This window comes from Pseudomonas violetae (assembly GCF_023072615.1).
GTDB lineage: Bacteria > Pseudomonadota > Gammaproteobacteria > Pseudomonadales > Pseudomonadaceae > Aquipseudomonas > Aquipseudomonas violetae.
Genome location: NZ_JAKNRW010000016.1, coordinates 58,503 through 84,472, shown reverse-complemented (window position 1 = coordinate 84,472; position 25,970 = coordinate 58,503). Strand labels below are relative to the sequence as shown.

General features: G+C 59.6%; 22 protein-coding genes and 1 pseudogene. 4 read left to right on the top strand and 19 right to left on the bottom strand.

Annotated elements, in window-relative coordinates:
* Positions 1 to 4: 4 nt before the first annotated feature.
* The 15 genes from mdoH to hutC all read right to left on the bottom strand — a co-directional run bounded on the left by mdoH (position 5) and on the right by hutC (position 19,563).
* Positions 5 to 2,575 carry a glucans biosynthesis glucosyltransferase MdoH gene (gene mdoH / locus L9059_RS18490; RefSeq protein ID WP_247292391.1) on the bottom strand — a complete coding sequence of 857 codons (2,571 nt, stop codon included), beginning with the start codon at positions 2,573 to 2,575 and terminating at the stop codon, positions 5 to 7.
* Positions 2,568 to 4,382, bottom strand: a complete 1,815-nt coding sequence (locus L9059_RS18485; protein ID WP_247292390.1) for a glucan biosynthesis protein G — start codon at positions 4,380 to 4,382, stop codon at positions 2,568 to 2,570. Before L9059_RS18485 ends, mdoH begins: the two co-directional genes overlap by 8 nt.
* A gap of 276 nt (positions 4,383 to 4,658) precedes the next feature.
* On the bottom strand, positions 4,659 to 5,096 hold the full coding sequence (dtd, locus tag L9059_RS18480) for a D-aminoacyl-tRNA deacylase (protein WP_247292389.1): 438 nt from the start codon (positions 5,094 to 5,096) through the stop codon (positions 4,659 to 4,661).
* Positions 5,093 to 6,064 carry a prolyl aminopeptidase gene (pip, locus tag L9059_RS18475; protein ID WP_247292388.1) on the bottom strand — a complete coding sequence of 324 codons (972 nt, stop codon included), beginning with the start codon at positions 6,062 to 6,064 and terminating at the stop codon, positions 5,093 to 5,095. Before pip ends, dtd begins: the two co-directional genes overlap by 4 nt.
* A 223-nt stretch (positions 6,065 to 6,287) precedes the next feature.
* Positions 6,288 to 7,088, bottom strand: a complete 801-nt coding sequence (hutG, locus tag L9059_RS18470; RefSeq protein ID WP_247292387.1) for an N-formylglutamate deformylase — start codon at positions 7,086 to 7,088, stop codon at positions 6,288 to 6,290.
* A 10-nt stretch (positions 7,089 to 7,098) separates the two neighbouring features.
* The gene (gene hutI / locus L9059_RS18465; RefSeq protein ID WP_247292386.1) at positions 7,099 to 8,304 is read right to left on the bottom strand and encodes an imidazolonepropionase; all 1,206 of its coding nucleotides are present in this window, start codon (positions 8,302 to 8,304) and stop codon (positions 7,099 to 7,101) included.
* 125 nt (positions 8,305 to 8,429) lie between these two features.
* Entirely contained in the window at positions 8,430 to 9,962 is a 1,533-nt protein-coding gene (gene hutH, locus L9059_RS18460; protein WP_247292385.1) for a histidine ammonia-lyase, read from the bottom strand.
* 117 nt (positions 9,963 to 10,079) lie between these two features.
* On the bottom strand, positions 10,080 to 11,603 hold the full coding sequence (hutH, locus tag L9059_RS18455; RefSeq protein WP_247292384.1) for a histidine ammonia-lyase: 1,524 nt from the start codon (positions 11,601 to 11,603) through the stop codon (positions 10,080 to 10,082).
* Positions 11,604 to 11,756: 153 nt separating this feature from the next.
* Positions 11,757 to 12,587: a quaternary amine ABC transporter ATP-binding protein gene (locus L9059_RS18450; protein ID WP_247292383.1), complete on the bottom strand. Its 831-nt coding sequence runs from the start codon at positions 12,585 to 12,587 to the stop codon at positions 11,757 to 11,759.
* Entirely contained in the window at positions 12,584 to 13,435 is an 852-nt protein-coding gene (locus tag L9059_RS18445; RefSeq protein ID WP_010464518.1) for an ABC transporter permease, read from the bottom strand. The genes L9059_RS18450 and L9059_RS18445 overlap by 4 nt, the downstream gene beginning before the upstream one ends.
* A 71-nt stretch (positions 13,436 to 13,506) precedes the next feature.
* On the bottom strand, positions 13,507 to 14,475 hold the full coding sequence (locus L9059_RS18440) for an ABC transporter substrate-binding protein (protein WP_247292382.1): 969 nt from the start codon (positions 14,473 to 14,475) through the stop codon (positions 13,507 to 13,509).
* A gap of 69 nt (positions 14,476 to 14,544) precedes the next feature.
* Positions 14,545 to 16,017 (bottom strand): purine-cytosine permease family protein, encoded by a 1,473-nt coding sequence (locus tag L9059_RS18435; RefSeq protein ID WP_247292381.1) that lies wholly within the window; start codon positions 16,015 to 16,017, stop codon positions 14,545 to 14,547.
* 86 nt (positions 16,018 to 16,103) lie between these two features.
* Entirely contained in the window at positions 16,104 to 17,786 is a 1,683-nt protein-coding gene (hutU, locus tag L9059_RS18430; protein WP_247292380.1) for a urocanate hydratase, read from the bottom strand.
* Between the two features lie 486 nt (positions 17,787 to 18,272).
* Positions 18,273 to 18,842 (bottom strand): HutD/Ves family protein, encoded by a 570-nt coding sequence (locus L9059_RS18425; RefSeq protein ID WP_247292379.1) that lies wholly within the window; start codon positions 18,840 to 18,842, stop codon positions 18,273 to 18,275.
* A gap of 10 nt (positions 18,843 to 18,852) precedes the next feature.
* Positions 18,853 to 19,563, bottom strand: a complete 711-nt coding sequence (hutC, locus tag L9059_RS18420; RefSeq protein WP_247292416.1) for a histidine utilization transcriptional repressor HutC — start codon at positions 19,561 to 19,563, stop codon at positions 18,853 to 18,855.
* Positions 19,564 to 19,709: 146 nt separating this feature from the next.
* On the opposite strand from hutC, the gene L9059_RS18415 reads away from it, so the two are divergent.
* The gene (locus L9059_RS18415; protein ID WP_247292378.1) at positions 19,710 to 21,074 is read left to right on the top strand and encodes a formimidoylglutamate deiminase; all 1,365 of its coding nucleotides are present in this window, start codon (positions 19,710 to 19,712) and stop codon (positions 21,072 to 21,074) included.
* A gap of 55 nt (positions 21,075 to 21,129) precedes the next feature.
* Here the strand turns inward: L9059_RS18415 and L9059_RS18410 are convergent, their stop codons facing one another.
* Entirely contained in the window at positions 21,130 to 21,699 is a 570-nt protein-coding gene (locus tag L9059_RS18410) for a lipocalin family protein (RefSeq protein ID WP_247292377.1), read from the bottom strand.
* A 31-nt stretch (positions 21,700 to 21,730) separates the two neighbouring features.
* Positions 21,731 to 21,985, bottom strand: coding sequence for an outer membrane protein assembly factor BamE (locus L9059_RS18405; RefSeq protein ID WP_247292376.1), 255 nt, complete (start codon positions 21,983 to 21,985; stop codon positions 21,731 to 21,733).
* 30 nt (positions 21,986 to 22,015) lie between these two features.
* Between L9059_RS18405 and L9059_RS18400 the strand changes: the two genes are divergently transcribed.
* From L9059_RS18400 to L9059_RS31030, 3 genes and pseudogenes are all read left to right on the top strand, one after another.
* Positions 22,016 to 22,168, top strand: coding sequence for a hypothetical protein (locus L9059_RS18400; RefSeq protein ID WP_247292375.1), 153 nt, complete (start codon positions 22,016 to 22,018; stop codon positions 22,166 to 22,168).
* A gap of 50 nt (positions 22,169 to 22,218) precedes the next feature.
* Positions 22,219 to 23,358, top strand: a pseudogene (locus L9059_RS31035) (HAMP domain-containing protein); the annotation flags it as partial.
* 93 nt (positions 23,359 to 23,451) lie between these two features.
* A complete protein-coding gene (locus L9059_RS31030) occupies positions 23,452 to 24,216 on the top strand; it encodes a methyl-accepting chemotaxis protein (RefSeq protein WP_416236011.1) in 765 nt (254 codons plus the stop codon).
* A gap of 116 nt (positions 24,217 to 24,332) precedes the next feature.
* Here L9059_RS31030 and L9059_RS18390 read toward each other — a convergent pair whose 3' ends face one another.
* Complete coding sequence (locus L9059_RS18390; protein ID WP_247292373.1) at positions 24,333 to 24,935, bottom strand: DUF924 family protein; 603 nt, start codon at positions 24,933 to 24,935, stop codon at positions 24,333 to 24,335.
* 2 nt (positions 24,936 to 24,937) lie between these two features.
* Positions 24,938 to 25,948: a class 1 fructose-bisphosphatase gene (locus tag L9059_RS18385; RefSeq protein ID WP_247292372.1), complete on the bottom strand. Its 1,011-nt coding sequence runs from the start codon at positions 25,946 to 25,948 to the stop codon at positions 24,938 to 24,940.
* Between the last annotated feature and the right edge of the window lie 22 nt (positions 25,949 to 25,970).

Sequence of the window (25,970 nt, the reverse complement as noted above, 5' to 3'; positions counted from 1 at the left end):
TGCTTTATGCCAACTGAGGCTGTGCACTCAACGGTTTAAGCGGCAACAACGGAGCATGGGGATCGGCTTTCACTGATTTACGCCACGCTCCCAGCCACTCGGAATGACCTTCGTCCCAGATCTGCTCGTGCAAGCGGCCCAAGGCCACCGGATCACTCAGCAGCTGCACCCGCTCGTTGTTGTTCAGGCCGTCCGGCCCGACTTTCAACGCGTGCCGCACCCGCTCGATACGTAGCCATTCGATCGGCTCCGCCTGACCGTGACGGGAAGTCGCCAACGAACACGCCAGGGCGTTCTGCTGCGGGTCCACCACTGCCCGAACAAAGCCGTCGTTCAGTGCGTGATAGCGGTTTTCGTGGGTGTACTGGTCAGTAGCCAGCAACGCTTGTGGCGGATTGTATTCCTCAGGGATCAGGAACAGGCTCTCGTCACGGGATTTGAGGCCCAGGCCAATCCGGCTGGAAATCACCGACACCGGAATCGACAACATCAATGAACCAACGATCGGCACCAACCACCAAAGGAAACTCGGGTTCAGCCAGATCACCAGCAACGCCCAAAGGAAGCCAAGTAGCGTTTGCGGGCCGTGGCGCTTGACCGCCTCACTCCATGGCGTCGAGTCGTCGTCACGCTGCGGCGAGTTCCAGGTCGCGGCCCAGCCGAGGAACGCGGCGAGCACGAAACGCGTATGGAAAATCATCCGTACCGGCGCCAGCAGCATGGAGAACAACATCTCCAGCAGCATCGACAAGGTCACCTTGAACTTGCCTCCGAACTCTTTCGCGCCTTTGGCCCAGATCAGGATGATGCTCAGCAGCTTCGGCAGGAATAGCAGCACGATGGTGGTCGAAAACAGCGCGACGGCCTTGTCCGGATGCCACTGTGGCCACAACGGATACAGTTGTCGCGGCTCCATGAAGTATTGCGGCTCCATCAGCGTGTTGACCGCCAGCAGCGCCGTCGACAGCACGAGGAAGAAGAACCACAGCGGCGCCGACAGGTAAGACATCACGCCGGTGAGGAACACCGCCCGGTGCACCGGGTGCATACCCTTGACCAGGAACAGCCGGAAGTTCATCAGGTTACCGTGGCACCAGCGACGGTCACGCTTGAGTTCGTCCAGCAGGTTCGGCGGCAGTTCTTCGTAGCTGCCCGGCAAGTCGTAGGCAATCCACACACCCCAGCCGGCACGGCGCATCAGCGCAGCTTCGACGAAGTCGTGGGACAGAATCGCACCCGCAAACGCACCTTTACCCGGCAACGGCGCCAGGGCGCAGTGCTCGATGAACGGCTTCATGCGAATGATCGCGTTGTGGCCCCAATAGTGGGATTCGCCCAGCTGCCAGAAGTGCAGGCCGGCGGTGAACAGCGGCCCGTAAACCCGGGTCGCGAACTGCTGCATGCGTGCATACAGAGTGTCCATGCCCGATGCGCGCGGCGCGGTCTGGATGATCCCGGCGTCCGGCGTAGCTTCCATCAGGCGTACCAGGCTGGTCAGGCATTCACCGCTCATCACGGAGTCCGCGTCGAGCACGACCATATACTTGTAGTCACCGCCCCAGCGACGGCAGAAGTCGTCGAGGTTACCGCTCTTGCGCTTGACGCGACGGCGGCGGCGGCGATAGAAAATCTTGCCAAAGCCCTTGGCTTCACGGCAGACATCCAGCCAGGCCTGCTGTTCCGCGATACAGATATCGGCATCGTTACTGTCGCTGAGCACGAAGAAGTCGAAGCGATCGAGGTCACCCGTAGCCGCTACCGACTCGAAGGTCGCCCGCAACCCGGCAAATACCCGAGGCACGTCTTCGTTGCAAATCGGCATTACCAGCGCAGTGCGCGCATCCTTGGCGATCGGCTCATTACCAGCGCTTTTACCGGAAATACGGTATTTGTCATGACCGGTGAGCAGTTCGAGGAAGCCCATCAGCGCCGTCCAGAACCCGGCAGACACCCAACAGAACAGAATACCGAACAGAATCAGGATGCTGGTTTGCAGCGCATACGGCAGCACTTGCGTAGCCGTCTGCAGCAGCGGTTGGTGCAGGACTTCGTTGAGGTCGACGAACGCCCAGCCCTGATACGGCATGATGCCTTTCATGTACCAGCCGGCAACGATGGTCTGGCCGAGCATCAGCACCAGCAGGATGTAACGACGGATCGAACCGACGGTGCGCCAGCGAGCTGCCGGCAGCACACGCTCATCCTTCGGCGGGGCCGGTGGATTGGTGCGGCCGGTCAGTCGCCGCCAGCCACGCACCAGAATATTGGTGCGCCATGGCTCCGGCACGACTTTGGTCCGACGGATCGGCGGGGTCGCCTTGAGGCAAACCCGACCGCTGGCGTCGAGCGCCAGCATTTGCGCGTCTTCCAGCTCTTCGGCCGTACTCAGGGCCAAACGCTTACCGACCGAGGCCTGGGCGGCCTCGCTCGGCGCGTCGAACGTCGAGGACGACAGACGCTGGTGCAGTTCGCTGAAAGACTGGCAGCCCGCGAGTTCCGCGCGCTGCTGGTCGGTCATCGGCAGATGCGCCAGATACTCGGCAAGAGTCTCTGGCTGTACGTGAGAATTACTCATCGGCAGGCAACTGGTAGCTCCAGGTCTCGGTCAGGACTTCTTCAGTCGGTGACGATTCCGGTGTGGCTGGGGCCGCATCGGCAGCGGCAGGCTGCTTGGCGACTTTGTTGTCCTTGTTGGAAGTATCTGCCGCTGGCTTGGCATCAGCCTGCTTGGCCTCTGCCAGCTTGGCTTCCTTGTCCGCCTTCTCCTGCTGCTTGGCGGCAATCTTGTCGGCCTTGGCCACGGAGGAGTTGGAAACAGGCAGCGAAGTCTTCGCGAGGTCCGCAGGTACGATGTTCTGCACCAGTGCAGCGCGCATCTCGGTGGATTTACTCGGATCCTTGATCTTCATCCGCAGGGTCAGGCGCCAGCCCTTGGTTTCAGGATTGTAACGCACACTATTCTCGACCAGTTCGGCGTTTTCACCGACGCTGACCTGACTGCGAACATCAGTCTCAGGCGCCAGGGCTGCCAGGGACGGGCCTTCGAAATCCACCAGGTAAGCAACGCTGCCGTCCGGTTGACGGATCAGATTGGACTGCTTGACGTCACCGGTGGAACGCAGGGTCTGGCTGACCCAGGCGCTGTCTGGAGCGTGCAGCGCCGCTTCGTCGATAGTCCAGTGCATGCGATAGGCGACGTCCAGCGGTTGGCCAGGCTCAGGCAGTTTTTCCGGACTCCAGAAAGCCACGATGTTGTCGTTGGTTTCATCGGCAGTCGGGATTTCGACCAGGTCTACAGAACCCTTGCCCCAATCGCCTTTTGGCTCGATCCAGGCACTTGGGCGCTTGTCGTAGCGGTCGTCGAGATCCTCATAGTGGCTGAAGTCGCGGCCACGTTGCAGCAAACCAAAACCGCGCGGGTTCTCGACTGCGAAGTTACTGACGGCCAGGTGTTTAGGGTTGTTCAGCGGACGCCAGATCCACTCGCCGTTGCCGGCGTGGATCGCCAGGCCGCTGGAGTCGTGCAGTTCGCGACGGTAGTTAAGCACTTTGGATGGCTGGTTGGCGCCAAACAGGAACATGCTGGTCAGTGGAGCAATGCCCAACTTGGTGACCTTGTCGCGCAGGAACATCTGCGCCTTGACGTCAACGACGGTATCGCTGCCCGGACGCAGGATCAGGCGGTAGGCACCCGTCGCACGCGGGGAGTCGAGCAGCGCGAAGATCACCAGGTGCTTGTCACCCGGTTTTGGCTGTTGAATCCAGAACTCGGTGAAACGCGGGAATTCTTCGCCCGATGGCAAAGCGGTGTCGATGGCCATGCCACGGGCGGACAAGCCATAGGTGTGCCCCTTGCCAACGACGCGGAAGTAGCTCGCGCCCAGCATGGTCATGATTTCGTCCTGCTTATCGGCCTTGTTGATCGGGTACAGCACGCGAAAGCCAGCGTAACCGAGCTGATCAGTGGCCTTGGCATCGAACTTGACATCGCCGAAATCGAAACGACTCGGGTCGTACTTGATCTCTTCGACGGTGTTGGCCGTGATTTCGTTGATTTTCACCGGAGTATCGAAGTGCATGCCCTGGTGATAGAACGACAGCTTGAACGGGGTCTTCTGATCTGCCCATTCGGCTTTTTCGGTACGGAAACGAATTTTTTGATAGTCCGCGAACTTCATCTCGCGGAATTCGTTCGGCAGATTACTGCGCGGGGCTTCGTATTTCTGCCCGGCCAGCTCTTTTGCTTTGACCGACACATCATCCAGACTGAATGCCCAAAGCTGGCCGGCGCTGAGCAGGCAAAGCAGTGCAGAGCCCGCTACCAGAGCGCTTCGTAGTCGTTTGGCAGACAATTTTGGTGCAATACAGGGACTAACAATCACGAGCAACCCTCGCCGAAAACAGATCAAAAAACCAACGGCCAGCTATCTATATGCCAGGTTGGCGAGCATTGTTCCGACTCCCATGGGGCAAAATGATTCCCCAACAGGTCCAGGACAAGTCTCTACCTAAGTCAAAATGGATCAACGAATGCTGATCCCCGTAGCGCGCGATTATCTAGTAGGCCGCGTTACAACGCATCAGGGGTAACAAAGTATTTATCGCGAAAAACCCCTGTTTCCGCTCGAAAAGCGCTTAAAAAGTTGTTTCAAGCGCTTTCAGACCTGTAACAGGAAGGTAACCGGGCCATCATTGACCAGATGCACCTGCATATCCGCGCCGAATCTACCTGATGTCACTGTGCCATGCACTTGTTTCGCTTTGGCTAATAGATAGTCGAAAAGCTCTTCGCCCAGTGCCGGAGAGGCAGCCTTCGAGAAGCTCGGGCGCAACCCGCTTTTGGTATCAGCGGCCAGGGTGAACTGAGAGACCAGCAGCAACCCACCGCCCACATCCACCAAGGACAGGTTCATCTTACCCTCGGCGTCACCGAACACCCGATAGTTAAGCAGCTTATGCAGAAGTTTGTCGGCGCTGGCCCGCGTATCGTCGGGTTCGACCGCCAACAGCACCAGCAATCCTTGGTCAATAGCGCCGACCACCTCGCATTCCACCTCGACTCGCGCGCTGCTCACGCGTTGCAGCAGAGCCTTCATGCTTCTTCAGGCGACAGGTCGAGCATGCGCCGCGCCATCAGATCGGCGGCACGCACGAGCGCATCGGTAATGCCCGGCTCGGAGGCGGCATGGCCGGCGTCACGGATCACCTGCAGCTCACTGTTCGGCCAGTTCTGGTGCAATTCCCAAGCGTTGTCGAGTGGACAGATCACGTCGTAGCGACCATGGACGATCACGCCGGGCAGATGGGCGATCTTGCCCATGTCGCGGATCAGCTGGTTAGGCTCGAGGAAAGCGTTATTAGTGAAATAATGGCACTCGATCCGGGCTATCGACAAGGCTCGCTGGGGTTCGGAGAAGCGGTCGACGACCAACGGGTTCGGGCGCAGGGTCGCGGTCCGCCCTTCCCAGGTGGACCAGGCCTTCGCCGCGTGCATCTGGGCAATCTGGTCATTGCCGGTGAGGCGCCGGTGGAATGCACCGAGCAAATCCTCACGCTCGTCCAGCGGGATGGGCGCGATGTAATCCTGCCAGTAATCGGGGAACAGCCGGCTGGCGCCCGCCTGATAGAACCATTCGATTTCCTGCGGTCGGCAGAGAAAAATCCCGCGCAGGATCAGGCCGTGAACACGTTCCGGATGGGTCTGCGCATAGGCCAGGGCCAGGGTCGAGCCCCAGGAGCCACCGAACATAACCCATTTGTCGATGCCCAAGTGTTTGCGAATCCGCTCAAGGTCGGCGACCAGATCCCAGGTGGTGTTGTTTTCCAGGCTGGCGTGGGGAGTGGAGCGACCACAGCCGCGCTGGTCGAAGGTGACAATGCGATACAGATTCGGGTCGAAGTACCGACGGCTCTGGGCATCACACCCGGCGCCAGGGCCACCGTGAATGAACACCACGGGCAACCCTTGCGGCGAACCACTTTCGTCGACATACAGCGTGTGGGTTCCATCGACGGCCAGATCGTGCCGGGCGTAGGGTTTGATCTGCGGGTACAAAGTCTGCATTGCGCACTCCGTAAGGGGTCGAGGTCATCCCTGGGGGGACTTCTATTATTCTGCCGTCCGGCATCATAAACCCGAATTACGTGATTGAGCATGTCTGTGTAGGAGCGAGCCTGCTCGCGAACATCTTCAACAATAACGCGTCAAGTCAGACACCGCGCGGTGCTCTCAGGTTTTTCGCGAGCAAGCTAGCTCCTACTGCGATCGGCGATCGCGGCGAACCGTATTATCCGTAGTGCTTTTCGCCCCACGCCAACAACCCTTGCAACAACTCCTTGAGCACCACTTGAGTCGGCGCCGCCAGGTCCGCACGGTAACGGAACGGCTCAAACTCTTCCATGTACGTGCATTGGCCCAATTCCAGCTGCACCGCATGAATGTTTTGCGCCGGACTGCCGTAATGCCGGGTGATATGGCCGCCCTTGAAACGACCATTGAGCACATGGCTGTAATCGGTGTGGCGGGCGCAGATCGCTTCCAATTGAATGGCCAGTTGTGGCTCGCAACTGGCGCCGTTGAAGGTGCCGAGGTTGAAGTCCGGTAGCTTGCCTTCGAACAGGTGCGGGATGATCGAGCGAATCGAGTGCGCATCGAACAGCAAGGCGTAGCCGAACTCGGCCTTGAGGCGCGCCAGTTCGTTTTGCAAGGTGCTGTGATACGGCGTCCAGATCTTTTCCAGATAGCTCGCCCGCTCTGCCGCTGACGGCTCCATGCCGTCGCGAAACAGCGGGATGCCGTCGAACAGCGTGGCCGGATACAAACCGGTAGTAGCCCCGGCGTACAACGGCTTGTCGTCGGACGGGCGATTCAGGTCAATGACGAAGCGCGAGTACTCGGCCGCCAGCGTGCTGGCGCCCAATTCAGCTGCGAACTCATAGAGCTGGGGAATATGCCAGTCGGTATCCGGCAGGCTGCGTGCGTCTGGAATCAACCCGGCCTCGACCGCCGGAGTCAGGCGCAGCCCGGCATGAGGCATGCTGATCAGCAGCGGCACTCGGCCTTGTTGGAAATTCAGAACCTTGTCCACAACTGCTCTCCTATACACTCGTTTCGACGCCGTGGCGCACGATGCGTTTTTCCAGGTCACCGCCCAGCCAGTATGACAGGTCGGCGGGACGATCAATTTGCCAGGCGACAAAGTCCGCGAACTTGCCGGCTTCCAGCGAGCCATGGGTGTCGGCCATGCCCAGTGCCGTGGCGGCATGAATCGTCGCGCCAGCCAGGGCCTCTTCCGGGGTCATGCGCAAACATGTACAGGCCATGTTCAGCATCAGGCGTAACGACAGCGCTGGCGAAGTGCCGGGGTTGAGATCGGTGGCGATGGCGATTTTTACCCCGTGCTTGCGCAGGGCCTCCATTGGCGGCAACTGGGTTTCACGCAGAAAGTAGAAAGCACCGGGCAGCAAAACCGCGACGGTGCCGGAAGCGGCCATAGCGATGGCGTCGTCTTCGTCCATGAATTCCAGGTGATCGGCAGACAGTGCTTGGTAGCGCGCCGCCAGGCTCGATCCGTGAAGAGACGACAATTGCTCGGCATGCAGCTTTACTGGCAAACCGAGTTCCTGTGCCGTGACGAATACCCGCTCGACCTGCTCCGGCGAGAACGCCAGGTATTCGCAGAATGCGTCGACCGCATCTACCAGGCCCTCCGCCGCCAGGGCCGGGAGCATTTCGGCGCAGATGTGCTCGATGTAGGCGTCGGCGCGATTGGTGTATTCAGGTGGCAATGCATGGGCGGCCAGGCAGGTGCTGCGCACGCTGATTGGCAATTCGGCACCCAGGCGGCGGATTACCCGCAGGATCTTGCGTTCGCTGGCCAGGTCCAGACCATAGCCGGATTTCATCTCCACCGTGGTAACGCCGTCGCGCATCAGGCTCTTGAGTCGCTTGGCAGCGCTGGCGAACAGTTCGTCTTCACTGGCGGCACGGGTGGCGCGCACGGTGCTGGCGATGCCGCCACCGTTGTTGGCGATTTCGGCGTAGCTCACGCCTTGCAGGCGTTGTTCGAATTCGTCGCTGCGATTACCGCCGAACACCGTATGGGTGTGGCAGTCAATCAGGCCCGGAGTGACCCAGGCCCCGTTCAAATCGTTGACCGCCGGGTAGTCGCCCACCGGCAGGTCGGCACGTGGGCCAATCCACTCAATGAGCGCACCGGACGTCACGATGGCCGCGTCTTCGATGACCGAGTAGACACCTTGTGCCATCGTTGCGACGTGGCAGTGCTGCCAGAGAGTTTTCATCCAAAATCTCCATCAAATTCAAAATCGAATCGCTGGCAAGCCAGCCCCCACAGGAACGGTGGTGGATACATAACATGCACACGACACAAATCCCTGTGGGAGCTGGCTTGCCAGCGATGAGGCCCTTACAGGCTCGGCAACAACTTCACCGTGACCAGATCATTCAAGCAACGCGTCGCCAACAATTCAGTCGCCGCGTTGATGTCCGGCGCAAAGAACCGGTCCTTCTCATAAAACGGCACTTCAGCACGCAAAATGGCGCGAGCTTTTTCCAGCTTCGCCGAGGTCTTCAATCCTTCACGCAAATCCAGACCCTGGCATGCCGCCAGCCATTCCACCGCCAGAACACCGCGCGTGTTTTCCGCCATTTCCCACAGGCGCTTGCCCGCAGCCGGTGCCATCGACACGTGGTCTTCCTGGTTCGCCGAAGTCGGCAGGCTGTCTACCGAGTGCGGATGGGACAGCGCCTTGTTCTCGCTGGCCAATGCAGCCGCCGTTACCTGGGCGATCATGAAGCCGGAGTTGACGCCGCCATTGGCCACCAGGAACGGCGGCAGTTGTGACATGTGCTTGTCCATCATCAGCGAAATGCGGCGCTCGCTCAGGGAGCCGATTTCAGCGATGGCTAGGGCCATATTGTCAGCGGCCATTGCCACCGGCTCGGCATGGAAGTTGCCACCGGAAATCACGTCGCCTTCGGCGGCGAACACCAGCGGGTTATCCGACACTGCGTTAGCTTCGACGGCCAGCACCTCGGCAGCCTGGCGGAACTGCGTCAGGCAGGCGCCCATGACTTGAGGCTGGCAGCGCAGGGAGTAAGGGTCCTGGACCTTCTCGCAGTTTTGGTGCGAGTCGGACACTTCACTGCGCTCGCCCAGCAGGTGGCGGTAAGCGGCAGCGGCGTCAATTTGGCCTTTCTGGCCGCGAGCGGCGTGGATGCGTGCGTCGAATGGCGAGCGTGAGCCCAGTACCGCTTCTACCGTCAGGGCTCCCAGCGCCACAGCGCCGGCGAACAGGTCTTCACCTTCGAACAGACCGCGCAAAGCGTAAGCGGTGGACACCTGGGTACCGTTGAGCAGCGCCAGGCCTTCTTTCGCCGCCAAGGTCAGCGGGGCCAGGCCGGCGACTTTCAGCGCTTCAGTCGCTTCCAGCCATTCGCCCTTGTAGCGCGCCTTGCCCTCACCCAGCAGCACCAGGGACATATGCGCCAGCGGCGCCAGGTCACCCGAAGCACCGACAGAACCTTTCAATGGAATGTGCGGGTAAACCTCGGCGTTGATCAGCGCGATCAATGCGTCGATCACCACCCGGCGAATACCGGAGAAGCCACGACTCAGGCTGTTGACCTTGAGCACCATGACCAGGCGCACCAGGGCGTCGCTGATCGGCTCGCCCACACCGGCGGCATGGGACAGCACCAGCGAGCGCTGCAGGTTTTCCAGGTCTTCGCTGGCAATTCGGGTCGAGGCCAGCAGGCCGAAACCGGTGTTGATACCGTAGGCGGTGCGGTTCTCGGCGAGGATCTGCTCCACGCAGGCGACGCTGGCCTCGATCTGCGCCGAGGCGCTGTTGTCGAGGCTGATTTTGACCGGCTGCTGATAAATATCACGCAGTTGGGCAAGGCTCAGTTGGCCGGGAATTAAGTTTAGCGCAGTCATTCAAATGCTCCTTTTGAGAGTTTGTTATTAACTACCAGTCGCTCCGGAGCATTCCGTTATCCGTCGCCTCCCGTCTTTTGGACGATCCGCGCCTTGGCACGCTGGTATGGGTACTGGTCAGTGCAAATTCGGTAATGCGTTGTGCAGCCGGTCCGGATCTTTCAGCACGCTGGCGGCGGCGGCAATGTCCGGAGCCAGCCAACGGTCCTGATCGTAAGCCGGAACCTGTCCACGCAGCAGTCGCCAGGCAATATCGGTTCCGGCACCAAAACGCTGCTGCTTGAGGAATTCGAACGCCTGGGCCGCCAGCAAATATTCAATCGCCAGGATCTGCGTGCAGTTTTCCAGCGCGCGATGCAGCTTCAGCGCGGCATGGGTGCCCATGCTCAGGTGATCTTCCTGCAGACCCGACGTGACGTAGTTGTCGAGCACCGCCGGTTGCGCCAACTGGCGATTTTCCGCGCACAGCGAAGCGGCGACGTACTGGACGATCATCATCCCGGAGTTCACCCCGGGATTGGCCACCAGGAATGCCGGCAAACCGCTGACATGCGGGTTGATCAAGCGGTCCAGCCGCCGTTCGGCGATGGAGCCGATTTCCGCCATGGCGATAGCCAGTAAATCAGCCGCCAGGGCCACTGACTGACCGTGCGGGTTGGCTTGGGACATGATGCGGAAATTGTCCGGTGTGCCCAGTAACATAGGGTTATCGGTGACAGAGTTGAGTTCGGTTTCAATCTGCTTTCTGGCGTGTTCAAGCTGATCGCGCGCGGCGCCGTGAACCTGCGGTATCGAGCGGATGCTTAGCGCGTCCTGCGTACGGATGCCTTTGCTCGACGCAATCACTTCACTGCCATCAAGCAACGCTCGCAAGTTGAGCCCGACTTGCTGCATGCCCGGGTGCGGTTTGAGCGCGATGATCTCGGCATCGAACGCCGCGATCTGGCCACGCTGGGCTTCAAAGCTCATCGCACCGATCACATCAGCCCATTGCACCAAACGCGTGGCATCAGCGATCGCCAGGCAGCTGAGACCGGTCATACACGGCGTGCCGTTGACCAGGCACAGGCCATCTTTGGCACCGAGCAGGACCGGTTGCAAACCTTCTTCGGCCAGGGCTTGTTGCGCAGGAACAACTTGCCCGCGATAGCTCACATTGCCGACACCCAACAGCACGATGCCGATGTGCGCCATGTGGGTCAGGTAACCGACTGAACCCTGGGACGGCACTTGCGGGGTGATGCCACGATTGAGCAGCGCCAGCAGCGCTTCGATCACTCGGCGATGAATGCCGGATTTGCCATGACTGTAATTGCGGATCGCCGCACACATGATCGCGCGGGTCTGCTCGTCGGTCAGTGGAGCGCCGACGCCACAAGCGTGACTGAGCAAGGTGTTGCGCGACAGTTGGCTGAGCTGCTCGTCCTTGAGTGAAACATTGCACAGCGCACCCAGGCCAGTGTTGACGCCATAGGCGCGTTCGCCGCTGGCGACGATGCGCTGGACGATGGCCTGGGCATTCTCTATGCGCGCCCAGACTTGCGCCGAGAGCTCAAGCTGCGCGCCGTGACGAGCTACCGCGACCACATCCTGCCAACGCAATGGGGCGTCGGCGATAACGACTTTTTCAGCCTGGGACATCTGGAGCCTCATACAAAATTCATGGACATGTGACACCTGTGGCGAGGGAGCTTGCTCCCGCTGGGCTGCGTAGCGGCCCCAAAATTTTGCGACCGCTGCGCTCGAGCGGGAGCAAGCTCCCTCGCCACAAAAGCGGTCCCGCCGCAAATCTGTTTAAACCACCACAGCCCGCCGCTGCACGAACCGGTCGACATACTCATCCGCCGGCGAATGGAGGATCTCGCGCGGAGTACCCACCTGAATCAACCGCCCATCCTTGAGAATCGCAATCCGGTTACCAATCCGCACCGCTTCATCAAGATCATGGGTGATGAACACGATGGTCTTGTGCAAAGTCTTCTGCAGCTCCAGCAACTGATCCTGCATCTCGGCGCGTATCAGTGGGTCGAGGGCGCTGAACGCTTCGTCCATCAGGATGATGTCAGTGTCAGCGGCCAGTGCCCGGGCCAGGCCCACCCGCTGGCGCATGCCGCCGGAAAGCTGGTGCGGGTATTTGTTTTCGTAGCCCTTGAGGCCCACGGTGTTAATCCAGTGCAGCGCGCGCTCGGAGCACATCTGCTTGCTCTCGCCACGCACTTTCAGGCCGTAGGCTACGTTCTCCACCACGGTCTTGTGCGGCAGCAAACCGAAGCTCTGGAACACCATGCTGATCTTGTGCCGACGAAATTCGCGCAGGGCTTCCATGTCGTATTGCAGGATGTCCACGCCGTCCACCAGGATCGCGCCGCTGGTGGGATCGATCAGACGATTGAAGTGACGCACCAGAGTCGACTTACCGGAGCCGGACAGGCCCATGATCACGAAAATCTCGCCAGTGCCGATGCTCAACGACAGGTCGTTGACGCCGACTACACAGCCGGTTTCGGCCAGCACCTGGTCCTTGGTCTTGCCTTGACCGACCAGGGCCAGCGCATCCTTGGCCCGGTTGCCGAAAATCTTGAAGACATTTTTGACTTCGATCTTGCTAATGGCTTCGTTGCTCATTTGCTCACCTCATGCCGTGGCCGACCATACGCCTGAGTAATGCGGTCAATGACCACTGCCAGAATCACGATCGCCAGACCGGCCTCCAGGCCTCGTCCGACGTTGAGGGTCTGAATCCCCACCAGCACGTCTTCGCCCAGGCCACGGGCACCGATCATCGAGGCAATCACGACCATCGACAGGGCCATCATGGTGGTCTGGTTGATCCCGGCCATAATGCTCGGCAGGGCCAGCGGCAGTTGCACTCCGAACAGTTGCTGCCAGCGGTTGGCACCGAAGGCGTTGATCGCCTCCATCACTTCACCGTCGACCTGGCGAATGCCCAGGTCGGTCAGTCGGATCAGCGGCGGCGCAGCGTAGATGACTGTGGCGAAAATCGCCGGAACCTTGCCTAGGCCGAACAACATCAGTACCGGGATCAGGTACACGAAACTTGGCATGGTTTGCATGATGTCGAGCAACGGCATCAGTACCGAACGCAGGCGATTGCTGCGCGCCGAGAGGATGCCCAGCGGAATGCCGATCAGCACCGAAATAACCGTCGCGACCATCATCAGCGCGAGGGTTTGCATCAGCTTGTCCCAGAGACCGACAGCGCCTACCAGGAACAGCAAGCCGACAATAACGGCGGTGGTCACGACCTTGCGAGTCGCGTGCCAGGCCACGCCTGCCACGATCGCCAGCATCAGCCACCAGGGCGCGGCACGCAGCAAGCCCTCAAGATTGACGATGGCCCACAACAGGGTGTCGGAGATGTGCCGGAATACATCGCCGTAGTTGGTGACCAGCGAATCGACCCAACCGTTGACCCAGTCGGCGATGGAAAAGGTAAAGCTTTCGGGAAACATAAGAAACTCTCAATCAAGGGGGGTTGAGATGCAGCACCCGACTGCCGAGGTCGACAGTCGGGCAACTGGACCTACAAGGCCGCGTCGATTTTCTTGGCTGCGTCTTCGCTCACCCACGCATGCCAGACTTCAGGATGTTCCTTGAGGAAGATTTTCGCCAGCTTCGGCGAACTGATCCGCTCCTTGGCCATGCGTCCGAGGTTCTGGTTCAGCAAGTCAATTGGCAAGTTGACCTTTTCCAACACTGCCACCAGTTCCGGTGCTTCGTCGTGGAAGGTCTTGGACAGGCCAACCTTGATGGTCACGGTCTTGTCCACGCCTGGCTTTTCTTCAAGCTTGACCAGGTCGACCTGGCCCATCAGCGGCGTTGGAGACCAGTAGTAGAACAGGATCGGCTCGCCGCGCTTGTAGCTCGACAGCACCGCCGCATCCAGCGCCGGGCCGGTGCCTGGGCGGAAGTTGGTGTAGGTGCTTTCCAGGCCGTAGCTCTTGAGCATCTCACTGTTATCCAGCTCGCATGTCCAGCCGGCAGGGCAATTGTAGAAACGGCCTTTGGACGGCTCTTCCTGATCCTTGAACACGGCAGCGTACTTGGCGAGGTCGGCAATATTCTTCAGGTCCGGGGCCTTGGCTTCCAGCTTGCGGCTGGCATCGCCCTCGATGACGTAACGCGGCACATACCAACCTTCGATGGCGCCGGTAATCGGAGCGCCGACACCGACGACCTTGCCAGCCTTCTCGGCCTTGTTCCAGACCTCGCTACGGCCCACCCACTCCTCAGCGAAAACCTGGATATCGTTGCTGCCCAGGGCGTTTTCCATGGTGATGGAGTTGCCCGGCAGGCTGTCGGTCTTGCAGTCATAGCCTTTCTCCAGCACGACTTGCATCACGTCGGTCAGCAACATGCCGCTTTCCCAGTTCAGGCCGGCAAATTTCACCGGCTTGCCCGACTCGCACCAACCCGCTGCCTGAGTGGCGCCGGCACCGGCCAGCAGGCCCATGGAAAGCAATGTGGTCAGCAGGGTCTTATTCGATTTCATTGTAATGACGCTCCTAATCATGAATTGGCTTACGGCAGTCAAGAGGCATCCAGCCCTGTCCACGTCCAATCAGGCCTGCGCCGCAGCGCGACCGGTTCCGCTTGTTTTAGGTGCTGCAACACTGTCCTGCTCGACCGGCAGAATCAGGTGATCGGGTACTGCGCTGTGCCATTTTTTTGCGCACACGTAATACAGGGCTGCGGGAATCACCAGACCGATGATCCAGGAAATATCCACATCACCCAGAGCTGCCACCAGCGGACCGGTGTAGAACTTTGTGGAGATGAACGGCAATTGCACCAGCACACCAAAGACATAGACGCTGATACCGAGGACGTTCCAACGGCCGTAACGACCCTTCGGATCGGACAGCGCCGGCACGTCATAGCGCTCACGGGTGATGCAGTAGTAGTCCACCAGGTTGATCGCGCTCCATGGCGTAAAGAACGCCAGCAAGAACAGGATGAAGGACTTGAAAGCTCCGAGGAACGAGTGCTGACCAAGCAACGCGATCAGGGTTGCGGTGCCGACGATGACCAGCACGAAGACCAGACGCTGCAAGCGCGAGACCTGCAGATGACCACGGAAACCGCTGATCACGGTCGCAATGCACATGAAGCTGCCATAGGAGTTCAGCGTGGAGATGGTGATCTTGCCGAACGCGATGCTGAAGTAAAGCAGCGCAGCGGTGGCGCCGGTACCGCCCAGACCAACAATGAAGGCCACTTCGTGACCGGCGAATTGCCCGTTGGCCGAAGCGGCGGCAAACACGCCGAGGATCATCGCCACCTGTGCGCCAATCACCGAACCTGCACCCGCGGCGAAAAAGGTTTTCACCGAAGACGTGCGGCTTGGCAGGTAGCGAGAATAGTCTGCTACATAAGGGCCGAAAGCGATCTGCCAGGACGCCGCGAGCGACACCGCCAGCAGGAAACTGCTCCAGCTGAAGTGGCGGATTTGCAGGAGTGCACCAACGTCTGTCTGGCTCATCAGACGGTAGAACAGGTAGACAAAGGCAACCACGCCAATGACGCTGGCGACACGGCCAATCCAGTGGATCACCCGATAACCGAGCACCGTGACCAGCACGATGACACTGGCGAAGATAAGAATACCGACGCTGTCGCTGACGCCAAACAACTGGCCCAGCGCCTGGCCGGAAAGTACGGTTCCCGTAGCCGTGAAACCCAAGTACATCAGGCACACCAGCACGATCGGGATGGCCGCGCCATAAACGCCGAACTGTACACGGCTGGAGATCATCTGCGGCAGGCCAAGCTTGGGCCCTTGCGCGGCATGCAGCGCCATTACCCCACCGCCGAGCAGTTGACCGATCAACAAACCGATCAACGACCAGAACACGTCACCGCCCAACACCACGGCCAGGGCCCCGGTGACAATTGCGGTGATTTGCAGGTTGGCACCCATCCAAAGGGTGAACTGGCTCAACAGACGACCGTGTCTTTCCGCTTCCGGGATGTAGTCGATCGAACGCCTCTCGATCAACGGTTTACTGCTTGCACGATCACTGTTAACAGCCATGATTCAACCTCTGTGGATTGTTATTCTGGGTTGGTGCAACTGTGGAAACCGTTTTCCTGTGGGAGCGGGCTCCTACAGGTATGTGGTTATTTACCGGTAATCATCGGCAGGTTCAGTCCCTGCTCCTTGGCGCAGTCGATCGCAATCTGATAACCCGCATCGGCGTGACGCATCACCCCGGTCGCCGGGTCGTTGTGCAGCACGCGAGCAATTCGCTCGGCCGCTTCGTCAGTACCGTCGCAGACAATCACCATGCCCGAGTGCTGGGAGAAACCCATGCCGACGCCGCCGCCGTGGTGCAGGGAAACCCAGGTAGCGCCGCTCGCGGTGTTCAGCAGAGCGTTAAGCAGTGGCCAGTCGGACACGGCGTCGGAACCGTCCTGCATCGATTCGGTTTCGCGGTTCGGGCTGGCAACGGAGCCAGAGTCCAGGTGGTCACGACCGATCACGATCGGTGCCGACAACTCGCCGCTACGCACCATTTCGTTGAATGCCAGACCGAGCTTGGCGCGCAGGCCCAGGCCAACCCAGCAGATACGAGCCGGCAGACCCTGGAAGCTGATGCGCTCGCGCGCCATGTCCAGCCAGTTGTGCAGGTGGGCGTCGTCCGGGATCAGTTCTTTTACTTTGGCGTCGGTCTTGTAGATGTCTTCGGCGTTGCCCGACAGCGCCGCCCAACGGAAAGGGCCGATGCCGCGGCAGAACAGCGGACGGATGTAAGCGGGCACGAAACCCGGGAAGTCAAAGGCGTTTTCCACGCCCTCTTCCTGGGCCATCTGGCGGATGTTGTTGCCGTAGTCGAAGGTTGGAATGCCTTGCTTCTGGAATTCGAGCATCGCTTTGACGTGCACGGCCATCGACTGCTTGGCGGCTTTGACCACTGCAGCAGGCTCGGTCTTGGCGCGAGCGCGGTACTCTTCCCAAGTCCAGCCGGCTGGCAGGTAACCGTTGAGCGGGTCGTGGGCGCTGGTCTGGTCGGTGACCATGTCCGGACGCACGCCGCGACGGACCAGTTCCGGCAGAATCTCGGCAGCGTTACCCAGCAGTGCAATGGAAATCGCCTTGCCTTCCTTGGTGTATTTGTCGATGCGCGCCAGCGCGTCGTCGAGGTCGGTAGCCTGCTCGTCGACATAACGGCTGTTCAGGCGGAAATCAATGCTGACCTGCTGGCATTCGATATTCAGCGAGCAAGCGCCGGCCAGGGTAGCGGCCAGAGGTTGAGCGCCGCCCATGCCACCCAAGCCTGCGGTCAGGACCCAACGACCCTTGAGGTCGTCGTTGTAATGTTGGCGACCGGCTTCGACGAAGGTTTCGTAGGTGCCCTGGACGATGCCCTGGCTGCCGATGTAAATCCAGCTGCCGGCGGTCATCTGGCCGTACATGGCCAAGCCTTTGGCGTCGAGTTCGTTGAAGTGCTCCCAGCTCGCCCAGTGTGGCACCAGGTTGGAGTTGGCGATCAGTACGCGTGGCGCGTTGCTGTGGGTCTTGAACACGCCGACCGGCTTGCCGGATTGCACCAGCAGGGTCTCATCGTCGTTCAGGTTGGTCAGGCTCTCGACGATCTTGTCGTAACACTCCCAGTTACGCGCTGCGCGACCGATACCACCGTAAACCACCAGTTCTTTAGGGTTCTCGGCAACTTCCGGGTCGAGGTTGTTCATCAACATGCGCAGCGGCGCTTCAGTCAGCCAGCTCTTGGCGGTCAGCTTGTTACCGCGGGCGGCACGGATTTCTACGTCACGAAACTTAGTGGTTTTGTTGTCAGTCACGAAAAAGACTCCTCAGCGATCAATTCAAACCAACCCTGGCGGTGGGCAAGCCAGCCTGTGCGCGTCGTTGCGCCACAAGCGAATCAGTTGACGCTGCGAGGAGTCCTGATCGACTCATACGCATACGTCTTTACTTGTACATACAAGCATATGCAATCAAGCGGCCAACTTGTTGGATAGGCGTTCAAGAAAAGTTCGTGGAGTGCTGGGAGGCTTTTAAATCAGGGGTTCTACGGGATATGAATTTTTCGGAGGGGATCTTATGTAGATCGGAGGCCTTGTTACTTGGGCGGAATTTTGCGCCACGCTGGGGCGTTCGGTAACAAAGTGGTGCGCAGAGAGAAACAAGAATCAGGGAACGGCGCCATCCCTGTAGGAGCGAGCTCGCTCGCGAAAATCGCAAGGACAACGCGTACATTTAGACAACCAGCGTGATCGTTAGCGCTCATCGCGAGCAAGCTCGCTCCAGGGTTTTGCGTTGCAATCTCAGCGTGCGCTCAGCTCAATCAGGCAGCATTGGCCTCTGACGGAGACTTCGAGCAGACCGGCACTACCATCAAGTTGCAGGCAATCATGTTGGCCCAATTGCTGTGCAATGTTACCGACCCTCACTTCCAGCGATTCGGTGACACTGAACACCAGCACAGTCCCCGCCGCACTGAAAAACCGCTGCTCCCCCGCCAGCCACTGCAACCGCGCGCTATACCGCTGCGGCGCGTAAATCAGGTTGAAGTCGCGAATCGGCCCGCCGAGCAAAGTGCAGGACACCAGGCTCTTACCGCTGAAGGCAAACGGGTCCAGCGGTAACAACGCCCGCGTGGCCTGGCCATCCACCGACAAGGTCATGCCCTCGCCCTGCAGCACGGTAATGATCCGCTGGTAACCGGCGAAGGTAGAAAAACCGCCCGACTCACCAATATCGGCAATCGACAGGCGCCAGCCAAAACCATCCAGGCCATCACCCGCGTCGCGGGTGATTTCCTCAGTGCTGCCACCGCCGTTTTTCCACGGCATGCGTGGGTAATCGGCCGCGCGTAAAACCTTCAACTCATTCATTTATGGCTCTCTATTTATGAAACCGCCCTTCCAGGCGATGACGGGAACCAGGGTGGATCAAACGGGCGGCAGTCACCGGCTGACGCCCTGACCAGGTTCGGCGACGAATCAGCAGGCACGGCTCACCCTTTTCAATTTGCAGCAATTTGCATTCGCTGGCCTCAGCCAGAATTGCCTCGACCACGTGCTCGCCTTCGGTCAGCGGTGCGACCTGGTTCAGGTAGGCGTAAGGCGTTTGCAGGGTGAAGTCCTGCTTGAGGTAATCCGGAGCCACCAGCGCGTTGACGAAGCGGTCTTCGATTTGCACCGGGATATCATTTTCGAAGTGCACGATCAGCGAGTGGAAGACCTTCTGGCCTTCGCGCATGTCCAGCGCCAGAGCGCGCTCGGAGCCGGCCGCTTCTTCTTCAAGGGTGACCACCTTGCAGGTGTGACGATGGCCGCGAGAGGCAATTTCGTCGGCGATGTTGTGCACTTCAAACAGGGCCGACTGGCTTTTGGGCTCGGCAACGAACGTACCCACGCCCTGCATACGCACCAACAGGCCGTCGGCCGTCATCTCGCGCAGGGCACGGTTGATGGTCATGCGGCTGAAACCCAGTTGGCTGACCAGCTCGCTTTCCGACGGCACACGGTAATGCGGCGGCCAGTTTCCACTGTCGATTTGCTGGGTGATCATCTGTTTGACGCGGGCGTACAAGGGCGCCGGACTGTCGCCCATGTTCGCGGCCAACGGAGAGACTGCAGGCGGAGTCGGCACGGTTAATCCTTGTCTGTTGAATAGAGATTGCTAGCTTGCCGGAGTTTACCGAGCAGGCAAACGTCTGTATATGTATATACAAATAACACACGATGGGGTGCTGAACCATGTCCGCCTTCTTTGCCGAACGCGCGCTGCTGCCTAACGGATGGGCCATTGATGTACGTCTTGAGGTCAGCGCAGATGGCGTGCTGACCCATGTCCAGGCCAATTCTCATGCGGATGGCGCCGAACAGATAAAGGGGCCGTTGCTGCCGGGCATGCCGAATCTGCACTCCCATGCATTCCAGCGGGCAATGGCCGGGCTGGCGGAAGTGGCGGGTAATCCAAGCGACAGTTTCTGGACTTGGCGCGACCTGATGTACCGCCTCGTCGGAAAAATCAGCCCGGACCAGCTCGGTGTGATCGCGCGTCAGCTGTACATCGAAATGCTCAAGGCGGGCTATACGTCGGTCGCCGAGTTTCATTACGTGCACCACGACACCAGCGGCCAGGCGTATGCCGATCCTGCAGAACTGGCGCTGCGTATCAGCCAGGCGGCGGCGTCTGCCGGCATAGGCCTGACGCTGCTGCCCGTGCTCTACAGCCATTCCGGCTTCGGCGGCCAGGCGCCGAACGAGGGTCAGCGGCGCTTTATCAACAGCACCGAGAACTACCTCAAGCTACAGTCGCGCCTGCAGCCGATCCTGGCCGGACAGCCGGCGCAGTCCCTGGGTTTGTGTTTCCACTCGTTACGCGCCGTCACGCCCCAGCAGATCAGCGAAGTACTGGCGGCCAGCGACACCCAATGCCCGGTGCACATTCATATTGCCGAGCAGCAGAAGGAAGTCGATGACTGCCTGGCCTGGAGCGGTCGTCGACCACTGCAATGGCTATACGAAAACACCGAAGTCGACCAACGCTGGTGCCTGGTCCACGCGACCCACGCCAACCCGGAAGAGGTTACGTTGATGGCCAGGAGTCGCGCCATTGCCGGCCTGTGCCTGACGACTGAAGCCAACCTGGGCGACGGAATTTTCCCGGCGGTGGATTTTCTCGCTCAAGGCGGGCGTATGGGAATCGGCTCAGACAGCCATGTGTCGTTGAGCGTGGTGGAGGAGTTGCGGTGGCTGGAGTACGGCCAGCGTCTGCGCGATCAACGACGTAATCGTTTGTACGGCGCGGACCAACCGATGGTTGGCCGCACGCTGTATGACGCGGCGCTGGACGGCGGCGCCCAGGCGCTGGGTCAGCCGATTGGCGCGTTGGCAGTCGGCAAGCGAGCGGACTGGCTGGTGCTGGATGGTAATGATCCATACCTGGCAACGGCCAGCGGTGACGCCATTCTCAATCGTTGGTTGTTTGCCGGTGGCGATCGCCAGGTGCGGGATGTGCTGGTCAATGGCCAGTGGGTTGTGCGCGACGGGCGTCATGCTGGCGAAGAAGAAAGCAGCCGTGCGTTCACTCAAGTCCTGCGCGATCTCTTGGGCTAGACCGGAAGCAAAATGTGGGAGCAAGCCCGCTCCCACATGGGTGGTGAATTGGCCGCTAGTTCGAAGTCTTGGCCATCTGCGTATCAGAAGCACGCCAGATCAAACGCGTGGTGTCATACCCCTGCTGTCGCGCCTTGCTCAGCAGCTCTTCACGCACGACGCCGTTGACGGTGGGGCTGCGTGACAGCAGCCACAGGTAACGACGGCTCGGATCGCCGACAATGGCGGTCTTGTAGTCATCGCTGACGTACAGCACCCAGTACTCGCCCTTCGCTACACCCGGCAGCAAGCGCGAAAACCAGTTGTCGAACTCGACCCAAAGCTTGTCGGTCTTGCCTGGGACCTGCGGCCGAGCGGTGCCCTTGGCCTCTTCCCATTGCCAGTCCGCCGTCAGGCAGCGGTTTAGTACCAGCACATTACCGTCGGGCTTGAGGGTGTAATGGGCTTCGGATTGCGCACAGTTGCGCTGGAAATACATCGGCAAGCGCGCCAGCTCATACCAGGTGCCTTGATACTTCTTAAGGTTGACGCTATCCACCGTCTTCGGTGCCAACGAATCATCGCCAGAAGTGGCGCAGCCGGCCAATACCAGGCCGGCCAAAAGAACAAATAATAACCGCTTCATTGTTTTTCTCCCGTGGGCGCGAAGCCCCGGTTTATTTCAGGCCTTGGCCAGAAAACATCAACACTTTGTCACCGGCGTACTGCACGCTGATAAAGCTATTCTTGTCGCCCCAGGTGCAACTGGACATGCCGAGCGCGCCGGAGCAATCGGCGGGCTTACCCAGCAAGGATTCAACCTCAGCCTTGGGCATGCCGGTGGACAGCTTCGAATAGTTTTCCTGATTGACCTTGCTGCATGCGGCCAACAACACGCAGAACGAAAGCAGGGCGATAGAGCGCAGCGACATGGTGTAGCTCCTGGGGCGAAGGGGGTTGGCATGGCTGCCAAGCAGAAGCTTAGAAGAGAAAACCCCAATCTGGTTCCCCAGCAGGCAGGCTATTTGTCGAGCCATTCGTCTGCCATTTTCCGAAAAATCAGTGACTTTGCAGCGCCATCCATCATTTCACCGAATTTACACCAAGACGCCTAATCTTTGGCGCCGCACGGTCGACACATCCTGTAGGAGCGAGCTCGCTCGCGATGGACGTCAACGATAACGCGGGTCTACTGACTGCACGCGGTCTTCAAAACCCTTCGCACGGGCAAATCCCCATCACAACAGCCCCCTCCGCGGTAGCTCACTTAATGACCAGAAACATGAAGTTCAGCCACAAGATTCTGCTGGCTGCTGCCCTCGTGGTAGCTGTCGCATTCGCCTGTTTCATCCTGTTCAACGACTATCGCCAGCGCCAGACCCTGCGCAGCAGTACCGACGCGTCGATGCAGGAGCTGGGCAGCCTGACCACCAGCAACATACAAACCTGGCTGGAAAGCCGCATTCAGTTGCTGCAATCGCTGTCCCAGCAGATCGCGGTGGACGGCTCCGCTCCGGCCAGCCTCGGGCGTGCCATCGACCTGCCGGCCTATACCAGCAACTTCCAGCTGAGCTATTTCGGGGGCAATGACGGGGTGATGTTCTCGGTCCCGGCCGGCAATCGCGCCGCAGACTATGACCCCCGCGCCCGTGGCTGGTACAAAGCGGCCAACAGTGCGCAACAGACGGTCGTCACCGAACCCTACATTGCTGCGTCCTCGGGCAAACTGGTAATCACGGTCGCGACTCCGGTGCAGCGCCAGGGCCAGATGATCGGCGTCGCCGGTGCAGACATCGATCTGTCCAGCGTCAGCGCAATCATCAACTCGCTGAACTTCGGTGGCCACGGCCATGCGTTCATCGTCAGCGCCGAGGGCAAGATCCTGATTCACCCGGACAGCAAATTTGTCCTCAAGAGCCTGACAGACGCCTACCCGAATGGCGCGCCAACCGTGACCCCGGGTATGAAAGAAGTCGAAATCGATGGCAAAAGCCAGTTCATCTCCTTCACCCACGTCAACGGTGTGCCTTCAGCGGACTGGTACGTGGCGCTGGTGCTCGACCAGGAAACCGCGTTCTCGATGCTCAGCGAATTCCGCACCTCGGCGATCATCGCCATGGTGATTGCGGTGGTGATCATCATTGCGCTGCTGGGCGTGCTCATCAGCTTCCTGATGCAACCGCTGCTGACCATGGGCCGCGCAATGCATGACATTGCCGAAGGTGAAGGCGACCTTACCAGGCGCCTGATCATCCACGGCCATGATGAATTCGGCGCGCTGGGCACTTCTTTCAACCGCTTCGTGGAACGTATTCATACTTCAATCACTGAAGTGGCGTCCGCCACCGGCCAGGTCAACGAAGTCGCCCTGCGCGTAGTGGCAGCTTCGAACTCTTCGATGTTTAATTCCGACCAGCAAGCATCGCGCACCAGCAGCGTGGCCGCGGCGATCAATGAACTGGGGGCCGCCGCCCAGGAAATCGCCCAGAATGCCGCCCTCGCCTCGCAACATTCGAGCGATGCCCGTGCCCTGGCAGAAGACGGTCAGCAGGTGGTCGACAAGACCATCGCCGCGATGCAGCAGTTGTCGGCGAAGATCAGCGATTCCTGCGGCAACATCGAAACGCTCAACAGCAACACGGTGAACATCGGGCAGATTCTGGAAGTGATCACCAGCATCTCCCAGCAGACTAATTTGCTGGCCCTGAATGCCGCGATCGAAGCGGCCCGTGCCGGTGAAGCAGGGCGTGGGTTTGCTGTGGTCGCCGATGAGGTACGCAATCTGGCGCACCGCACCCAGGACTCGGCGCAGCAAGTGCAGAAGATGATCGAGGAGCTGCAAGTCGGCGCCCGGGAAGCGGTGAGCACCATGACCGACAGCCAGCGCCAGAGTGAAAGCAGTGTCGGCATCGCCAACCAGGCGGGCGAGCGCCTGGGCAGTGTGACTCAGCGTATCGGTGAAATCGACGGCATGAACCAGTCGGTGGCGACGGCGACCGAGGAGCAGACGGCGGTGGTGGAGTCGATCAACGTCGACATTACCGAGATCAACATGCTGAATCAGGAAGGGGTGGAGAATTTGCAGTCGACGTTGCGGGCATGCTCGGATCTGGAGCAGCAGGCGGCGCGGCTTAAACAGTTGGTGGGTAGCTTCAGGATTTAAACTGCTTTCACTGGCCCCATCGCCAGCAGGCTGGCTCCCACAGGGGATTGTGAACGACACAAACCCAATGTGGGAGCCAGCCTGCTGGCGATGACGGCATCAGCCGCAAGGAAAATCTAGAACCTTGAACCAGGCCCCGAAAGAAACGCCAACTCTTCAGCCGTCGAATCCCTTCCCAACACTGCATTGCGATGCGGAAACCGCCCAAACCGCGCAATCACCTTCTGATGCTTTTCGGCGTAATTCAGGTAATCGGTAAACAACGCCTGATCACCCTCCGGTTGTTGGTTAACCAGATCGATGTACCGCGAAACCGCCTCATTCTGCACCGCCAGATTCTCGCAATGCTCAAACACCAAGTAGATGAAAACCCGCTGAATCGGCTGCAATTGCCGATCGAAATCCGCAGCAATGCCTTGGGCTACCAGCGCCTGGGCCCTGAGGTCACCGGAAAAAGATTGGGGAGAGTCGCGATAGATCATTCGTGGCAACTGATCGAGCAACAGCACCAGAGCCAGCCAACCGTCGGGGCGTTGCGCCCAGTCAGTCAATCCACCGGCCAGTGCCTGCTCGACCCAGCCCCCGAAACGCGTCTGCGCCTCGAGGTCCTGGCTGTCGTGCTTGCCGAACCATAACTTGCCCTTGTCAACCGCTACATCGTTGGGGGCTTGGGCTGAGCCAAACCACCATTCGAGCAACGACTGCCAAGGCGCTGTCATGTTTATTGCTTGTGGTAAGCCGTGACGCGTGCGACTTCTTCTTTCGAACCGAGGAAAACCGCTACGCGCTGGTGCAGGCCTTCAGGCTGAATGTCGAGAATACGCTGGTGACCATCGGTGGAAGCGCCGCCGGCCTGTTCTACCAGGAACGACATCGGGTTGGCTTCATACATCAAGCGCAGTTTGCCCGGCTTCGACGGCTCGCGGCTGTCACGTGGGTACATGAACAGACCGCCACGAGTCAGGATACGATGCACATCAGCAACCATCGCGGCGACCCAACGCATGTTGTAGTTCTTTTTCAGCGGGCCTTCATCACCAGCCAGCAGTTCATCGACGTAGCGCTGTACCGGAGCTTCCCAGTGACGCTGGTTTGACGCATTGATTGCGAACTCCTGGGTGGACTCCGGAATCTTGATGTCTTCGTGAGTCAGCACGAAGCTGCCCATTTCACGGTCCAGGGTAAAGCCCTTGACGCCATCACCCAGGGTCAACACCAGCATGGTTTGCGGGCCGTAGATAGCGTAACCGGCAGCTACCTGCTCGGTGCCTGGCTGCAGGAAGGCCTTTTCGTTCAAGGCTTCGTTCTGGCTCAGGTATTCGCTTGGGCAACGCAGTACCGAGAAGATAGTACCGACCGGTGCGTTGATATCGATGTTCGACGAGCCGTCCAGCGGGTCGAAAACCAGCAGGTAGGCGCCTTTCGGGTATTTGCCCGGGATCTGGTAGGCATTGTCCATTTCCTCGGACGCCATGCCGGCCAAGTGACCGCCCCATTCGTTGGCTTCGAGCAGGATTTCGTTGGAGATCACGTCGAGTTTCTTCTGCACTTCGCCTTGGACGTTTTCAGTGCCCATGCTGCCTAGAACACCACCCAGGGCGCCTTTGGACACGGCGTGGCTGATTTCTTTACAAGCGCGCGCCACCACTTCAATCAGGAAACGCAGATCGGCAGGGGTATTGTTGCTACGGGTCTGCTCAATCAGATAGCGACTCAGGGTAACGCGGGACATGGAAGGCTCCGGTGGAATGGGG

Bases quoted from the DNA above. Each gene is read 5' to 3' on its own strand.
- L9059_RS18445 (WP_010464518.1), bottom strand. From the start codon at position 13,435: ATGTTTCCCGAAAGCTTTACCTTTTCCATCGCCGACTGGGTCAACGGT.
- L9059_RS18415 (WP_247292378.1), top strand. From the start codon at position 19,710: ATGTCCGCCTTCTTTGCCGAACGCGCGCTGCTGCCTAACGGATGGGCC.
- L9059_RS31030 (WP_416236011.1), top strand. From the start codon at position 23,452: ATGTTTAATTCCGACCAGCAAGCATCGCGCACCAGCAGCGTGGCCGCG.
- L9059_RS18450 (WP_247292383.1), bottom strand. From the start codon at position 12,587: ATGAGCAACGAAGCCATTAGCAAGATCGAAGTCAAAAATGTCTTCAAG.
- hutC (WP_247292416.1), bottom strand. From the start codon at position 19,563: ATGGGCGACAGTCCGGCGCCCTTGTACGCCCGCGTCAAACAGATGATC.
- L9059_RS18390 (WP_247292373.1), bottom strand. From the start codon at position 24,935: ATGACAGCGCCTTGGCAGTCGTTGCTCGAATGGTGGTTTGGCTCAGCC.
- mdoH (WP_247292391.1), bottom strand. From the start codon at position 2,575: ATGAGTAATTCTCACGTACAGCCAGAGACTCTTGCCGAGTATCTGGCG.
- L9059_RS18400 (WP_247292375.1), top strand. From the start codon at position 22,016: ATGGCTGCCAAGCAGAAGCTTAGAAGAGAAAACCCCAATCTGGTTCCC.
- pip (WP_247292388.1), bottom strand. From the start codon at position 6,064: ATGCAGACTTTGTACCCGCAGATCAAACCCTACGCCCGGCACGATCTG.
- L9059_RS18385 (WP_247292372.1), bottom strand. From the start codon at position 25,948: ATGTCCCGCGTTACCCTGAGTCGCTATCTGATTGAGCAGACCCGTAGC.
- L9059_RS18410 (WP_247292377.1), bottom strand. From the start codon at position 21,699: ATGAAGCGGTTATTATTTGTTCTTTTGGCCGGCCTGGTATTGGCCGGC.
- L9059_RS18440 (WP_247292382.1), bottom strand. From the start codon at position 14,475: ATGAAATCGAATAAGACCCTGCTGACCACATTGCTTTCCATGGGCCTG.
- L9059_RS18425 (WP_247292379.1), bottom strand. From the start codon at position 18,842: ATGAATGAGTTGAAGGTTTTACGCGCGGCCGATTACCCACGCATGCCG.
- hutH (WP_247292384.1), bottom strand. From the start codon at position 11,603: ATGTCCCAGGCTGAAAAAGTCGTTATCGCCGACGCCCCATTGCGTTGG.
- hutI (WP_247292386.1), bottom strand. From the start codon at position 8,304: ATGAAAACTCTCTGGCAGCACTGCCACGTCGCAACGATGGCACAAGGT.
- L9059_RS18435 (WP_247292381.1), bottom strand. From the start codon at position 16,017: ATGGCTGTTAACAGTGATCGTGCAAGCAGTAAACCGTTGATCGAGAGG.
- hutH (WP_247292385.1), bottom strand. From the start codon at position 9,962: ATGACTGCGCTAAACTTAATTCCCGGCCAACTGAGCCTTGCCCAACTG.
- dtd (WP_247292389.1), bottom strand. From the start codon at position 5,096: ATGAAGGCTCTGCTGCAACGCGTGAGCAGCGCGCGAGTCGAGGTGGAA.
- L9059_RS18405 (WP_247292376.1), bottom strand. From the start codon at position 21,985: ATGTCGCTGCGCTCTATCGCCCTGCTTTCGTTCTGCGTGTTGTTGGCC.